Below are 15,313 nucleotides of genomic sequence, written 5' to 3' on the forward strand. Positions count from 1 at the left end.
CGTCAGTCCGTGGATTCGACGACGGCCTTCAGGCGCTCCAGCCCTGCGCGGTAGAGTGCCTCGAAATGCCCGATGACCCCGGCCTCATCTGCGCCCTGGACGAGAAAGGTGCTGGACCAGGACGCCAGTGTCCCCCCGTTGCCATCGTCCTTCGCTGACATCGTGCCTACATAGTCAGTGACTGGCGAAGGCCCCTCAAGCAGGGCATAGCTGTAGTGCTTTTCGTCTTCATCGAACGTGAGCAAACGCTCGACAATGATCGCACCGTCGGCAGTTTTGAGGTGACGCAAACGTCCGCCATCACTGAGGGTGCTGCTGGCGATGACATCGAGCCAGCGAGGTAGCCAATCAAACCCGCCGAGTAGCGACCAGACCTGTTCGGCTGGACGTGCAATGCTAATCAAGATACGGACTTCACTCATGTTTTTAACCTGTATGGGAGGAAGGCATTCAAAGAATGACTGATGTAACCAACCAGAGATTGGCGGCGCTGATCAGCAGGAAAATACACCAGGCCATGACGGCGACCGGGCGTGAGATAGCAAAATCACCCATCAGCGTTTTATCGCTGGTGAAACGAATCAACGGATACACCGCAAACGGCAGTTGCACTGACAACACCACCTGAGAAAACACCAACAGATCACCCACCGCGGCGTCGCCCAGCCAGAGAATCCCGCACAGCGCTGGCACCATGGCCAGCAGGCGGGTGACGACGCGCTGTTTCCACAATGAAACTTTGAGCTTTAAGAACCCTTCGAGCACGACCTGACCGGCGAGGGTGCCGGTCAACGTCGAGCTTTGGCCCGAGGCGAGCAGTGCCAGGGCGAACAGCACGGCAGAGATGGCCACACCTGTCAGGGGGGCCAGCAATTGATGGGCCTGCTCGATACCGCCAATATCAGTGTGCCCGCTGTCGTGAAAGACGGCGGCGGCCACCAACAAAATGGCAACTTGCACGGCGGCCGCAATTGAAAGCGCGCGGATCGTATCGTTGGAACCCCGGCGCAGGGACCGTTTTACCTGCTCTCCGTCATGCGTGACGCTATTGGACCGGGCCAGTGATGAATGCAGGTACAGATTGTGGGGCATGACGGTGGCGCCGATGATACCCACCGCGATGAACAGTGCCCCTGGCTGAGCCAGCGTGTCCAATGACGGAATGAACCCCTGGAACAGGGCGTTTACATCGAGCGTGATCAATGCCAGCTCAATGGCGAAGCACAGGACAATGGTCGCCACCAGGGCCAGGACGATCTTCTGCACTCGGCCATTGGCGGCACCCTTCAAGCCCAGGATGACCAGTGTGCTGACAGCCGTCAGCACGATGCCGAGGGCCATTGGCAAGTTGAATAGTAATTTGAACGCCAACGCCGCGCCCAGGACCTCGGCAATATCGGTGGCAATGATGGCAATCTCCGCCATTGCCCAGTGCGCGAGTGTGGCTGGTCGGCCGTAGCGAAGACGACAGGTCTGGGCAAGATCCTGACCTGTGACGACGCCCAGACGCAAGGCGAGTGTTTGCAAAAGCATGGCCGCTAGACTCGACAGCACCACCATGAATAGCAGGCTGTAACCGAACTGAGCGCCAGCAGCGATACCGGTGGCCCAGTTGCCAGGATCCATGTAACCCACTGCAATCAACAGTCCGGGTCCCATCAGCAGCGAAAGGCGTCCAGGCATAGGCGATGGTGGGACGGCACGCATTCCGGGGTGTTCCGACAACGAAGTCTTCGTTGTCATCGGTCAGTGGGTCCTTTGTGATCGGGCAAGTCGGGGCAGACGCGCCAGCACTAGGGTATGAATGAACAGCAGCAGGCCAGCAACCGAGAGAATTGCCGATACTTTCCCGCTCAAAGCATGGGCGGCCAGCAGACACACCAGAGCCGCTATCTGGGTCAGCAGACGATGGGCCAGCGAAATCCGTGAAGGGCTCGACGCCTCGAACAGGCGGCCGGGCCAAAAGTCTGGCCTGGCTCGCGAAAACGTTATTGCGGCGATGGCCACCACGGCGTATATCCAGACGCCGAGACCGGCGTCACCTTCGGCCAGCGCCAAGCCTATGGCGCTGGCCGTGAGCAGCAGTGCAATGACAACGAACGCAACACGGCTATAGCTCATGGTGTTTCGCTCGAACCCATCGGTGCATCCACCCGCAACCGCAATACATGGAACGGCGGCTGGCTGTCGTCCTCACCCGCATTGAGCAGTGGGTGGCGGTGCAGCTGGTTGGCTGTGATGTAGAGCCATTCCCCCTGGGCATCGAGCTCAACGCCATCCGGCCAGCCGAGCAACTGATCGTCTTTGGCCAGAATGCGGTAGCCTGCCGGAGAGGCCAACCCGATCGCGTTGCTGGTAATGTCGGTCACGTAGACGTTGCCCTCTGCGTCGACATCAAAACCATCGCAATGCGGTTTCTCGCACCAGTACTCTACAGCTTCGTCCTGAGGTGTGACGCCTGCCGGTTGTGCGAGGATTTCGGTGGCTATCCGATAGACCTTGCGTGCCGACATCGAGCCGAAATAAACCCAGCGGCCCAACGGATCGATGGCGATAGGATTGAGGCCATAGCGGTAAGGAATGACTTCGCCTTCTGGCGTGCGCAGCGAAAGCGGTTTTCCGTCGACCATCAGTGGCACATCGCCGGGCATCAACCCTGGGTAACACTCCAGTGATCGCCACGACAGGCCGGTTTGCAAGTCGACCACGACTATGGCCGGATAGTCGCTTTCGCCAGAAGGGTTCATCGTCATGTCTGCGATGTAAATGCGCTGACGTCGCCAGTCGATCACAAAATCTTGGGTGAATGAGCTTGGTCGGAGCACATTCTGAGGCAGCACGATCAGGCGTTGCAGCCGGTTCTCGTGGTCATTCCAGGCAATCAGCCGCGGCTGTTGCTGCGGGCCGCCCATATCGAGTATCCAGACGGTGCCCTCGGGGTCGGTGCGGATGCCTATCACGGCGGACATCCCGCGGCCATCCGCTGTGGGCTTACCTGCCCAGGTTTCGTTGGGGTAAGCCGGGTGCTGACCGTCCTGGGCCACCGCGCGCACTGAAATGTCCGGTGCGATGATGGCGGATACCGACACCAGCACTCGCCCGTCGGGCATGACGGTCGGATTCCCCGGCCGCTCGACCGGGAATGTCGCAAAGATCTCCAGTTGATGAGTGCTCATGACAGCGCCTTGACGAAAGAGGCCGCGGTGCCGGTAGTTGGGTCGACGAAGATGATGTCGCTGGGGTCGCGCCGTGGCGTGTCGACCGAGACCATGAACAGCGGGTGTTCGAGGATCTCTGGCATGCCGTGGATGGTGAACTTCTTGAAGAACAGCATCTCGCCTGGACCCACTTCGAACGGTTCGCGGTCACCCATGAAAAAGCGCGCGCGCCCGGACATGATGATGAGGTACTCATCACAGGTCGCATGATAGTGGGCAGGCGTCGGGTGGTAGACCCGGAAAACACGTCCGCTGGCTTCGTCTTCGTCGGTCAAACGGGTATCAACCAAGAGTGTGTCAGCGGTCTCGGGGAACGTTTTGACGATCGCATTGAGATCGAACGAGGCGTGAGGTGCTGCCTCTACCAGTTTTTTTCGGGTGATTACTTCGGACATCTTGAAACCCTCATTCAGGCGCTCTTTGAGGAACGCTGTGATGTTGTTTGTGGGTTCAGGATAAGCATTGGGCGGGTAGCGGAGAACGCAGTGACCGCGCACAAGATTTGAGAATTCAAATAACAACTGTGTGGGTCTGGTGGCGTTGGTTTTGCGAATTCAATTCCAAACAGCTACGCCCGTTGATGCATTTCTGAGGCGCAGGACGTGCGGCATAGTGATGAGTACTCACTATCGAGTCCAGCTGCGTCGGAGACACAAGATGCAAGTCAGAGCTGCTGTTCTAAGACACATGAATGTTGCCCCACCTTATGCCCAGAGCAAACCGATTGTGATCGAGACAATCGAACTGGCACCACCGGGGCCGGGCGAAGTGCTGGTGCGTATCCGCGCCGCCGGCCTTTGTCATTCCGACCTGTCGGTGATCAATGGCGACCGTCCTCGGCCGATGCCCATGGCGCTCGGCCATGAAGCGGCAGGCGTTGTCGAAGCTTTGGGTGAAGGGGTCAGTGACCTCGAGCCGGGTGATCATGTGGTCATGGTGTTCATGCCCAGTTGCGGCCACTGCCTGCCTTGTGCAGAAGGTCGTCCAGCCCTCTGCGAACCGGGAGCAAAAGCCAACGCGGCTGGGACGTTGATCAACGGCTCGGTGCGGTTGAGCAGCCCGGCAGGTCATGTCCACCATCATCTGGGCGTTTCGGCGTTTGCCGAGTACGCCGTGGTGTCGCGTAACTCCGTGGTCAAAATCGACCGTGATTTACCCTTTGTAGAAGCTGCGCTCTTTGGGTGCGCGGTGTTGACCGGGGTTGGCGCCGTGGTCAATACCGCGCAATTGCGCGTGGGCTCGACTGCCGTGGTGATTGGTCTGGGTGGTGTCGGCCTGGCTTCAGTGCTGGGTGCAAGAGCTGCCGGGGCGAGCAAAATCATTGCTGTTGACCTGTCACCGGAAAAGCTCGCCCTGGCCAAAGAAGTCGGTGCAACCGCTGTGGTCAACGGTGGCGACCCGGACGCTGTCGAGCAAGTACGGCAACTGACCGGTGGTGGCGCCGACTACGTTTTCGAAATGGCCGGTTCGATCCGGGCACTCGATAACGCCATGAAAATGACCAAACGCGGTGGCATGACCGTGACCGCAGGCTTGCCACCGCCCGGTTCGGCGCTGCCGGTCAACGTCGTTCAACTGGTGGGCGAAGAGCGCACGCTCAAGGGCAGCTACATCGGCACCTGTGTGCCGCTGCGCGATATTCCGCGCTTCATCGAACTCTATCGTGACGGCCGCCTGCCGGTGGATCGGCTGCTCAGCGGCCGGCTCAAACTGGACGACATCAACGAAGGTTTTGACCGCCTACACGATGGTAGTGCGGTCCGTCAGGTCATTGAATTTTGAGGAGCGACAGCATGGCCGATACAAACTTCCTGGCAACGCTCGACGACCCCACGTTGTTCCGTGAGGCGAACTACATCAACGGCCTGTGGCTGGAGGTGGGTGAGGGACGCAGCATTACCGTTACGAACCCGGCCACCGGCAAGGTACTGGGGCGCGTGCCTTCATTTGGGGCCAGTGAGACCGCCCTGGCCATCGCCGCCGCCAAGCGCGCGCAACCGGCGTGGCGAGCGCTCACTGCCAAAGAGCGCGCGGTAAAACTGCGCCACTTGTTCGAGTTGATGATCACCCACCGCGAAGACCTTGCGCGGATCATGACGGCCGAACAAGGCAAGCCGCTGGCCGAAAGTCGTGGCGAGATTACCTATGCCGCGTCTTTCATAGAATGGTTCGCGGAGGAGGGCAAGCGCGTTTATGGCGATACCATCGCCTCCCATTCAACGACCAGCCGCATCATCGTCCAGAAAGAACCGATCGGTGTGTTTGCCGCGATTACCCCGTGGAACTTCCCGGCAGCGATGATCACCCGCAAGGCCGGGCCAGGCTGGGCGGCCGGTTGCACCGGTGTATTGCGTCCCGCCAGTCAGACACCCTTTTCGGCGATTGCAATTGCAGTGCTGGCCGAGCGTGCCGGTCTGCCTGCCGGCGTGTGCAACGTGATTACGGGGCCGGGCAGTGAAATCGGGGCCGAACTGACCTCCAACCCGGATGTGCGCAAGTTGTCCTTTACCGGTAGCACCGAGGTCGGTGCCACACTGTTGGCCCAATGCGCGCCGACGATCAAAAAGACCAGCATGGAACTTGGCGGCAACGCCCCCTTTATCGTGTTTGACGATGCTGATCTGGATGCTGCGGTGCAGGGTGCGCTCGCGTCCAAGTACCGAAACGCCGGGCAGACCTGTGTGTGCGCTAACCGTCTGCTGGTCCAGGACGGTATCTATGATGCTTTCGCCGCCAAACTGAAAACCGCCGTCGAGGCCCTGAAAGTGGGCAGCGGATTTGAGGACGATGTGACGATCGGCCCGCTGATTGACGACGCCGCCGTGCGCAAGGCCGAGGAGCATGTCGCCGATGCCGTTGAGCGCGGAGCCTCTGTCCTGGTGGGGGGTGAACGCCATCCGTTGGGGGGCAGTTTCTACCAGCCGACCATCTTGGTGAACGTGCCAAGGGAGTCGAAGGTGTTCCGTGAGGAGACGTTTGGTCCCGTGGCACCGCTGTTCCGTTTCAGTACCGAGGCGCAGGCCATCGAGATGGCCAACGACACCGAGTTCGGTCTGGCCTCGTATTTCTACAGTCGGGATATTGGAAGGATCATGCGCGTGGCCGAAGCGCTTGAGTGTGGCATCGTCGGGATCAATGAGGGGTTGATATCTACGGAAGTGGCGCCGTTCGGCGGGGTAAAATCGTCGGGACTGGGTCGTGAAGGTTCCAAGTACGGGATCGAAGATTATCTTGAGATAAAGTATCTCTGCCTGGGAGGTATTGACCGCTGATAGCTCGGGGAGATGGTCGACAGGCCATCTCCTGGTTTTTTGAAAGTTAAATAATCCCGGTTTTTTTATGTATTGATCCATCCTTAATAAGTGGCACTCAGCGGTGAATGCGTTTCACAAGTCATTGTCGTCCGGTGCCGGATCAGTGCGGTGGTATTCACAAAAGTCCTGTGCTAGAGCGCTCGCTCTTGTCTTTTAGTCAATATTGTTTTCGTATTCCTGCGGTTTATCTTCGGCGGGTGGTGCTGGAAAATCTATTCCATCTTAATCACTACCGAGATTGTCCCTCATGACGTACTTCAAAAAAGCCGTTGCCCTGCTGGCTACCCTGACTGCTCTTTCTGCATCTTTTTCAGTTCAGGCGGAAGAGTCTGGCGCCTTTGTTGATCGCAATAAAGCACTGAATGAACGCGCTGTCGGAAGTTAATTAAGCCTGTTCTAAATAAATGAACTGTTGTTTTAGTTTTTGCTAACTTCGGAGAGCACAAAAGTGAACTTGCATACAACGGGGGAACCGACAGTATCCCCAATCAAATCGAAGGTGATAAAAGGCGCGGCGTTTTCAGCACTCAGCCTTGCGCTGATGGCGGCCTTGAGCGGTTGTGGTCCGGATAAAGACAGCAACGTGACCGCTGCCCCGAGCGTGACGGTCAGTCAGCCGGTCAAGTCGGTGATCACTGACTGGGACAGTTTTACCGGGCGCTTCGAGGCGACCGATTCGGTGGAGGTTCGCTCGCGGGTCAGCGGCTATCTGGAGAAAGTCGCGTTTCAGGATGGCGCCATCGTCAAGAAGGGCGACTTGCTGTTCGTGATCGATTCGCGTTCGTTCCAGGCTGCCGTGGTCCAGGCGCAGGGCAAGCTGTCTCAAGTGCGCTCGCAACTGGCACTCGCCGAGCAGGAATTCGCCCGGGCCAATGTTTTGATCGAATCAAAAACCATCGCCCGCAGTCTCTACGACCAACGCTTGCAGGCGCTTCAGGCCGCGCAAGCCGAAGTCCTCAGTGCCGAGGGGGCGTTGAGCGCAGCCAAGCTGGATCTGGAATTCACCCGCATCACCGCGCCCATGAGCGGCCGGATCAGCCGCAAGCTGATCAGTGAAGGCAACCTGGTCAACGGCGGCAACAGCAGCGCCACGTTGCTGACCACCATCGTCTCGATTGACCCGATTGATATCTACTTCGATATCGATGAGCAGAGCTACCTCAAATACCGTCGGCAGGGCAATAGCGCGGCCAACCAGAGTCAGGTGCGGATTGCCTTGCCGGGTGAAGTCGAGCCGAGCATGACCGGGCGCATGGATTTCATCGACAACCGGCTCGACTCGTCCACGGGCACATTGCGCCAGCGGGCCCGGGTCAGTAATAAAGATCTGCAGCTCAGCCCCGGGCAATTTGGCCGGGTGCAGTTCTCCAGCCAGGCGGCTTACCCGGCACTGTTGCTGCCGGACACCGCGATCAGCGTCGATGCGACTCGCAAAGTTGTCTATGTACTCAACCCGCAGAACAAGGTCGAAATCCGGCCCGTCACCCTCGGTAAACTGCATGACGGTTTGCGCGAGATCTCCAGCGGTTTGCAGGCGCAGGATCGGGTGATCGTCGATGGTCTGCAACGCGTTCGGGCTGGCGATACCGCGACGGCCCAGGATCGTGTGTTGGCTCAGGCCGCGAAAACCCCTGAAGCCCAGGGAGCGCCGCTATGAGCCTGGGACGCACATCCATCGAACAACCGGTGCTGGCGATTGTGCTTTCAATCGTCTTGATGATCATCGGTGGCCTGGCTTATCTGGTGTTGCCGACGTCCGAGTACCCGGACATCGCACCGCCCACCGTGGTGGTGACCGCAACTTACCCCGGCGCTTCAGCGCAGACTGTGGCCGAGACGCTGGCGATCCCGATCGAGCAGGAAGTCAACGGCGTTGAAGACATGCTCTACATGTACAGTCAGGCAACTTCCGATGGCAGCCTGAACCTGACCGTGACCTTCAAGAGCGGCACTGATGTCGACAAGGCCCAGGTGTTGGTGCAGAACCGTGTGGCGCTGGCCACCCCGCGCCTGCCCGAACCGGTACAGCGCAGTGGTGTGACGGTGCGCAAGTCATCGCCGACGCAGCTGTCGACGATTTTCATCTCGTCGCCGAAGGGCACCTACGATCAGTTGTATGTGTCGAATTTCGCCATCCGTAATGTCGCTGATGTCCTCAAGCGTATCGACGGTATCGGCGACATCAACCCGTTGGGGGCTCGCGAATATTCAATGCGCATCTGGCTCGATCCAGAGCGCGTTGCGGCCTTCAACCTGACGCCAGCAGAGATCATCGCCGCCGTGCGTTCGCAAAACACCCAGGTTGCCGGCGGGGTGATCGCCCAGCCTCCGGTGGCGTCTCAGGCGTTTCAGCCAAATCTGATCTTCGAGGGTCGACTGAAAGAGCCTGCCGACTTCGACAACATTGTCCTCAAGTCGGGTACTGCCGGACGCCTTGTGCGTCTCAAGGACGTCGCACGCACGGAAATCGCCGGGCTGGCGTACGTCAACAACACCTATTACTTGCGTAACCCGGCGATCGGTCTGCAAGTGCTGCAACGTCCGGGCGCCAACGCGCTGGCGACGATGAAAGTGGTCGAAGAGACCATGGAGAAAATCGGCAAGGACTTCCCCGAAGGCATCGAATACAGCATCGGTTACAACCCGACGGCGTTTATTGCCGACAGTATCGGCGAGCTGGGCAAGACCATCTACGAGGCGGTCATCCTCGTGGTGCTGGTGATCATGATCTTTTTGCAAGGCTGGCGGCCGTCGATCATTCCGATCCTGGCCATCCCGGTGTCTCTCGTCGGTACCTTCGCTGTCATGGCGATGCTCGGTTACTCGATCAACAACCTGACCCTGTTCGGGCTGGTGCTGGCCGTGGGGATCGTGGTCGACAACGCCATTGTGGTGGTGGAGAACGTCGAGCGGCATCTGGCCGATGGCAAGAATCCGCTGGAAGCGACCATCGTGACCATGCAGGAAATCGGCGGTGCGTTGATCGCCATTACCCTGGTGTTGTGTGCGGTGTTTATTCCGACTGCGTTCATTCCGGGTATCTCTGGTGAGTTCTTCCGCCAGTTCGGGATCACGATTGCGGTGGCCACTGCGATTTCGCTGTTCAATTCGGTCACGCTGTCTCCAGCGTTGGCGGCGATGATTCTGCGCCGACATGATCCTGAAGCCCATCAGAAGCCGAAAAAAGGCGTCTTTGGTTTGCCCAAGCGTGCCGCTGATGGCTTCAACAGCGGCTTCCTGAAACTCTCTTCAGGCTACGCCGGCAGTGTGCGTGGCCTCGTGGCAAAAACTCCATTGATGCTGGCGATCTACGCGGTGCTGATTGCCGCGACCGCTTATCTGATGGTGTCGACTCCCAAGGGCTTCATCCCGGTTCAGGATCGTGGCTACCTGGTGGTCATCGTGCAGCTCCCTGACGGTGCCTCTCTGGAGCGGACCAACGAAATTTCTCAGCAGATCGAGGCGATTGCCCTAGATGTGCCGGGGGTGGATCGAGTACCGACGTTCTCCGGTTTCTCGATGGTGACCGGTACCAGCTCATCGAATTCGGCCGGTCTGGCGCCCGTGTTCCAGCCGTGGTCCGTGCGGAAGTTGGACGGGTTGACGTCGGACAAAATCGCCGAAGACTTGCGTGAACGCTTGAAAGCGGTCAGCGGTGCAACGGTCATTGTCGCCACGCCACCACCGGTTCAAGGCTTGGGTAGCACGGGCGGCTTCTCCATGCGTTTGCAGGATACTGCCGGGCTGGGTACCGCAGCATTGGCCAAAGCAACCGACGACCTGATTGCTGCCGCCAACGGCACTCAAGGCATGACCGGCGTCTATTCACCGTTCTCGGCCCGGACGCCACAGGTGTTCGTTGAATTGGATCGCGAACGCGCCGAAATGCTGGGTGTGCCAAGCAGCCAGATCAACCAGGCTATCGAAACCTACTTTGGCTCGTCTTACATCAACGACTTCAACCTCGTGGGACGTACCTATCGAGTAACGGCACAAGCGGACTTGCCGTACCGCGTCACGCCAGAGGATCTGTCACGGGTCAAGGTGCGCAACGATGCCGGTCAGATGGTGCCGATTGCCAGCGTGACGCGTCTGCATGAGGCTCTGGGTGTGGAGCGATTCCCGCGCTACAACTTGTTTCCTACTGCGGAAATCAACGGCGATACACTGCCGGGACTGGGTTCCGAGTTCGGGATCAAGACGATGGAGCGCCTGGCTCAAGAGACGCTGCCGGCCGGTATCACTTACCAGTGGACCGACCTCAGTTACCAGCAAACCACTGCCGGCAACATGGGCCTGCTGGTCTTCCCACTGTGTGTGATCTTTGTCTACCTGGTGTTGGCGGCGCAGTACGGCAGCTGGAGTCTGCCGCTGGCGATTCTGTTGATCGTGCCGATGTGTCTGCTGGCGGCTGCCGGTGGCGTACGTCTGATGGGGCAGGACATCAATATCCTGACTCAGATCGGTTTTATCGTACTGGTGGGACTGGCGGCGAAGAACGCGATTCTGATCGTCGAAGTGGCAAGGCAGCAGGAGAAAGAAGGGCAAGGCATCGTTGATGCAGTCGTCGAGGCGTGTCGTCTTCGCTTGCGACCGATTCTGATGACCTCGCTGGCCTTCGTCCTGGGTGTGTTGCCGTTGGTGATGTCCGAGGGCGCGGGTTCCGAGATGCGTCAGGCCGTCGGTTCGGCAGTGTTCTTCGGAATGATCGGCGTCACGCTGTTCGGTCTGTTGTTCACTCCGGTCTTCTATGTGTTGATCCGCCGAATGGCTGGTGGCGAGCGTCAGGCACAGCCTAAAACCCAACATTCTGAACAGGGCGTGGCCCATGAATAACTATCTCAGCGTTCCAGGTCTGTTACTTGGGGCCGCGCTACTGAGCGCCTGTACCTCCCCGGTCATGCCGCCCAAAAGCGACTTGCCGGTCGACAGTTACGTCAACGCTCAAACGGTCATACCTGCTAGCGCGACCGACAATTGGTGGAAGCTTTATCAAGACCCGTTACTCGACCGTTTGGTGGAGCGCGCCCAAGGGGAAAACCTTGACCTGCAGATTGCGTTAGCGCGGATCGATGCCGGTCGCGCATTGCGCAACATCGCCGGAGCTTCCGGCAGTCCCCAGATCGATCTGGGGGCGAGTGTCGCTCGTCAGCGTATCTCGTCTGATCAAGCAGGTTTCACCGACGCGCTGATCACCGAGCCGACATCACTGGGATTGAGTGCGGCCTGGGAAATCGATCTGTTCGGCCGCATCCGTGAAGGTGTGCGTGCTGCCGACGCCGACCTCAATGCGACCGAGGAAGAGGCGCGGGGTGTGCGTGTGGCGCTGATCACTGAAGTGGTTCAAGCCTATGCCGAGGCGCGAGGGCTGGAGGAACGCCTGGCGATCGTCAAGCAAAGTGCGGCCAGCCAGGCTGAGACCTTGCAGCTGACTGAGCAGCTGTATGCGGCGGGGGACAGTCCTGAAGCGGATTTGCTTCGCGCACGTTCGCAGTCGGACTCCACCGCCGCCCAAGTGCCAGCACTGCAACTGAACTGGCAACGGTCGCTGCATCGCTTGTCGGTGCTGCTCGCCCAGCCGACCGAGACGCTTTATCAGCAGTTCAAGGAGAGTCCGGCGAAGATCTCGACGGTGTCGTTGCTGGACGCTGGTACGCCTGCGGATCTGTTACGTCGGCGTCCTGATATACGCGCCGCCGAAGCACGTTTGATTGCGGCCTATGCGCGAGTCGGTGTGGCCAAGGCGGATCTGTTGCCGCGCTTGAGCCTGTCAGCGGCCCTGGGGTCTTTGATTGACGGTGTGAGCGCCGCCAATCTGGCCAGTTCGACGTTCTGGTTGGCAGGTTTGAATGCCACCGTTCCGGTGTTCGACGGCGGACGTCGGCGTAACGTGGTCGATCTTCGGGATGCCGAAGCGCGTCAGGCGTTGCTGAGTTATCGACGCACCGTGCTGACGGCCGTTTCCGAGGTGGAGTCAGCCTTGGCTGCTGCGCAACGCAATGCCGAACGCCAGACTTTTCTGGCCAGTGCGGCCAGTCAAGCCAGCTCAGCTGCCGAGCAGATTCAGCGGGCCTGGCGGGCGGGGGAGACGCCGTTCCTTGATGTATTACAGGCTCAGCGGGTGCAACTGACGGCGCAGAATGCGCTGTCGCAGGTCAAGACCGCACAGTGGCAGAATCAAGCGGCGTTGGTGAATGCGTTGGGCGGTTAACCAGGTTGTAGAACCTTGTAGAAAACCTGTGTGGGAGCGAGTTTGCTCGCGAAAGCGGCCGGACATTCAACATCAATGTTGACTGACTTGCCACTTTCGCGGGCAAACTCGTTCTCACAGTTTATTGATTTCAGATTTTATCGATCGGCACACCGTGGTTGTTTTTCCACATCAAGACCACGGCACTGGCAATGACCGCGACCACGATGAGATAGATGTTAAACATCCAGCCGATGTTTTCCGAGTACAGCCAGGTCGTCAGATAGGAGGCTGTACCACCAAACACCGCAACGCCCAGAGAGATACATACCCCAAACATTCGCGTGCGATAGCGGGTCGGGATCTGCTCGGAGATCGATGCCGGTTTACACCCGGTGATGAAGGCCACCAACAACAAGCCCGCCGTCTGCGCCACCATCAAAGTCCACGGTTCGCTGGAAATCAGACCCCACAGCGGAAACAGCGTGGCGGCAATCCCCAGCAAGGAAATCAACGCTGAAATCTTCCGCCCCCAAAGGTCCGATATCCAGCCGGAGATCGGCAGGAATACCAGGTAAATGACTTGTGCAATGCAGCTCATGGTAAATGCACTGCGTGGGTCCATGCCTTTGACACTGATGGCGTAGATTGAGGCCGAGGTGACCCAGGTGTAGTAGGTCAACGTTGCTCCGGCTTCATAAAGAAACAGACGAACGCCGTGCTGGACGATCTTGCCACGGCTCCAGGCCGGCGTTGTTGATTCACCGCCAGCGCTCGGCGAGTGTTCGCTTTCCATCATGTTGCGACGCAGCCACAAGGCGAAGACGGCCAACAGACCACCCGTCGCGAAGGGAATACGCCAGCCCCATTCCTGCATGTCACTTACGGACAACAGTGACGTCAGCAATGCCATGTAGAACGTTGCCAGCAAGGAGCCGCAACCCACCGCGATAAACACTGTGCTTGACCACAGTCCCCGGCGTTTCGGCGGTGCAATTTCAGCGATGTAGGCGTAGGAGGTGGTGGTTTCACCGCCATGGGCAAAACCTTGTACCAGCCTGGCCAGCAGCAACATTCCTGAAGCCCAACTGCCAACCGATTCATAAGAGGGAATAAAGGCGATCAGCAGACTCGCGCCAGCCATCAACAACATGGTACTGAGTAACACCACGCGTCTGCCCAGTTTGTCGGCGAGGATGCCGAAGAAGATGCCACCAATCGGCCTTAACAGAAACCCCGCAGCAAATACCGCGAGGGTGTTCAGTAGTGCAGAAGTTGCGTTGCTTTTATCGAAGAGTGCGGCGGCGATATACACCGACGCGACGGTATAGATAGTCCAATCAAACCACTCCAGCAAGTTGCCGACGCCGGTGGCCATCAATGACTTTCTGCGCAGGGATGTATGTGTTTTGGCCTGCCCGATCGAGTAGTCGGGCATGGTCTCGGTGATGTTATTCATTGTTAGCTCCGAGATACTTCAAAAACCACGGGGTGTGGTCGGTGGAGGTGAATTGCGTGAGGCTCCCTGAGGAAAAGAGGTGTCCAATACGACGAAAATACTGGAGCGAAGCTTGCCCACCATCGGGCAAACCTCACTCCAGAAAGGTGATTAGGCCTTCATATGCGCCAGTGCCACTTCCTCGATACCGGCCGCATCTAGCTTGTAGTGTTCGTACAAATGAGTCGGCGGAGCGATCAGGCTGTATTCGTCGTAGATGCCGTGGCGCTTGAGCTTCACGCCGACGCCTTCGTCCGACAGGACTTCAGCTACCGCCGCACCCAGGCCACCCAGCACGTTGTGCTCTTCGACAGTCATCATGCGTTTGCTGCGGGCAGCGGCGCGCAGGATGGCGTCACGGTCGATCGGTTTGATCGAGGCCATGTCGATCACGCCCACGGAACGCCCTTCAGCGTTCATTTTGCGAGCGGCGGCGAGTGCCGGGTGCACGGTGATGCCGCAGGCAATGATGGTCAGCTCTTCGCCTTCGAAGTGCTCATGGGCCTTGCCGAATTCGAAGACCACACCGTCCTCGTAAACGACCGGATCACGACCGCGACCGATGCGGAAATAAACCGGCTTGTCATAGGTGGCCGAGGCTTTGATCGCGGCGACCAGTTGTGCGCCGTCCGCCGGTGAAACCACCGCCAGATCCGCAATCGAACGCATGGTGGCGATGTCTTCGGTGGCGTGGTGCGAGGTACCGTAGAAGCCCAGGGAAATGCCGGTGTGGTGACCGATCAGGCGCACCGGTTGTGCGGAATAGGCCACGTCCATGCGGATCTGCTCGCAGCACAGCAGGCCGAGGAACGAGGCAAAGGTCGCCACGAACGGCATCACGCCACAGGTAGCCAGGCCGGCGGCGGCCGTGACCATGTTCTGTTCCGAAATACCGAATTGCAGGTAGCGCTCGGGGTAGCGGCTGGCGAACTTGTTCAGGCCGTTGGAGTACTGCAAGTCAGCGGAGCCGGCCATCACCGGGTAGCCGGCTTCGGTCAGTTCAATCAGCGCGTCGGACAGGTAGGACAAACCCGGGTTGAGCGCGTTAAGGCCACGGTACTGCCAGGAATTGGGGGAAAGAGGGGCGTTCATG

The 15,313-nt window shown here is 58.9% G+C and carries 13 protein-coding genes; 6 read left to right on the top strand and 7 right to left on the bottom strand.

All coding sequences use genetic code 11. The features are described from left to right. Positions 1–2: 2 nt before the first annotated feature. Genes HKK53_RS03560 through HKK53_RS03580 form a run of 5 tightly spaced genes read right to left on the bottom strand, consistent with a single transcriptional unit; the run spans position 3 to position 3,613 of the window. Positions 3–422 (bottom strand): SRPBCC family protein, encoded by a 420-nt coding sequence (locus HKK53_RS03560; protein ID WP_169369525.1) that lies wholly within the window; start codon positions 420–422, stop codon positions 3–5. A gap of 28 nt (positions 423–450) precedes the next feature. Further along, complete coding sequence (locus tag HKK53_RS03565; RefSeq protein ID WP_169369526.1) at positions 451–1,743, bottom strand: Nramp family divalent metal transporter; 1,293 nt, start codon at positions 1,741–1,743, stop codon at positions 451–453. Positions 1,744–1,746: 3 nt separating this feature from the next. Further along, the gene (locus HKK53_RS03570; RefSeq protein ID WP_084377459.1) at positions 1,747–2,121 is read right to left on the bottom strand and encodes a hypothetical protein; all 375 of its coding nucleotides are present in this window, start codon (positions 2,119–2,121) and stop codon (positions 1,747–1,749) included. Beyond that, positions 2,118–3,176, bottom strand: a complete 1,059-nt coding sequence (locus HKK53_RS03575) for an L-dopachrome tautomerase-related protein (protein ID WP_169369528.1) — start codon at positions 3,174–3,176, stop codon at positions 2,118–2,120. Before HKK53_RS03575 ends, HKK53_RS03570 begins: the two co-directional genes overlap by 4 nt. Next, positions 3,173–3,613 (bottom strand): cupin domain-containing protein, encoded by a 441-nt coding sequence (locus tag HKK53_RS03580; RefSeq protein ID WP_169369529.1) that lies wholly within the window; start codon positions 3,611–3,613, stop codon positions 3,173–3,175. Before HKK53_RS03580 ends, HKK53_RS03575 begins: the two co-directional genes overlap by 4 nt. Before the next feature lie 292 nt (positions 3,614–3,905). Here HKK53_RS03580 and HKK53_RS03585 point away from each other — a divergent pair, with 292 nt between their 5' ends. The 6 genes from HKK53_RS03585 to HKK53_RS03610 all read left to right on the top strand — a co-directional run bounded on the left by HKK53_RS03585 (position 3,906) and on the right by HKK53_RS03610 (position 12,743). Then, positions 3,906–5,000, top strand: coding sequence for a zinc-dependent alcohol dehydrogenase family protein (locus HKK53_RS03585; RefSeq protein ID WP_237150673.1), 1,095 nt, complete (start codon positions 3,906–3,908; stop codon positions 4,998–5,000). Between the two features lie 11 nt (positions 5,001–5,011). Continuing rightward, positions 5,012–6,490 (top strand): NADP-dependent succinate-semialdehyde dehydrogenase, encoded by a 1,479-nt coding sequence (gene gabD / locus HKK53_RS03590; protein ID WP_169369533.1) that lies wholly within the window; start codon positions 5,012–5,014, stop codon positions 6,488–6,490. Positions 6,491–6,779: 289 nt separating this feature from the next. Further along, positions 6,780–6,917 (top strand): hypothetical protein, encoded by a 138-nt coding sequence (locus HKK53_RS03595; RefSeq protein ID WP_168187333.1) that lies wholly within the window; start codon positions 6,780–6,782, stop codon positions 6,915–6,917. Positions 6,918–7,073: 156 nt separating this feature from the next. Beyond that, entirely contained in the window at positions 7,074–8,189 is a 1,116-nt protein-coding gene (locus HKK53_RS03600) for an efflux RND transporter periplasmic adaptor subunit (protein ID WP_336604956.1), read from the top strand. Next, positions 8,186–11,368 carry an efflux RND transporter permease subunit gene (locus HKK53_RS03605; protein WP_169369537.1) on the top strand — a complete coding sequence of 1,061 codons (3,183 nt, stop codon included), beginning with the start codon at positions 8,186–8,188 and terminating at the stop codon, positions 11,366–11,368. The genes HKK53_RS03600 and HKK53_RS03605 overlap by 4 nt, the downstream gene beginning before the upstream one ends. Next, positions 11,361–12,743 (top strand): efflux transporter outer membrane subunit, encoded by a 1,383-nt coding sequence (locus HKK53_RS03610; RefSeq protein WP_169369539.1) that lies wholly within the window; start codon positions 11,361–11,363, stop codon positions 12,741–12,743. Before HKK53_RS03605 ends, HKK53_RS03610 begins: the two co-directional genes overlap by 8 nt. 130 nt (positions 12,744–12,873) lie before the next feature. Here the strand turns inward: HKK53_RS03610 and HKK53_RS03615 are convergent, their stop codons facing one another. Both HKK53_RS03615 and HKK53_RS03620 read right to left on the bottom strand, forming a co-directional pair. Next, positions 12,874–14,181 (bottom strand): MFS transporter, encoded by a 1,308-nt coding sequence (locus HKK53_RS03615; protein ID WP_178117439.1) that lies wholly within the window; start codon positions 14,179–14,181, stop codon positions 12,874–12,876. Between the two features lie 150 nt (positions 14,182–14,331). Then, positions 14,332–15,312, bottom strand: a complete 981-nt coding sequence (locus tag HKK53_RS03620; RefSeq protein WP_169369541.1) for a transketolase family protein — start codon at positions 15,310–15,312, stop codon at positions 14,332–14,334. Position 15,313 lies beyond the last annotated feature (1 nt).

The sequence above is a fragment of the Pseudomonas sp. ADAK7 genome (assembly GCF_012935675.1).
In the GTDB taxonomy this organism is placed as follows: domain Bacteria; phylum Pseudomonadota; class Gammaproteobacteria; order Pseudomonadales; family Pseudomonadaceae; genus Aquipseudomonas.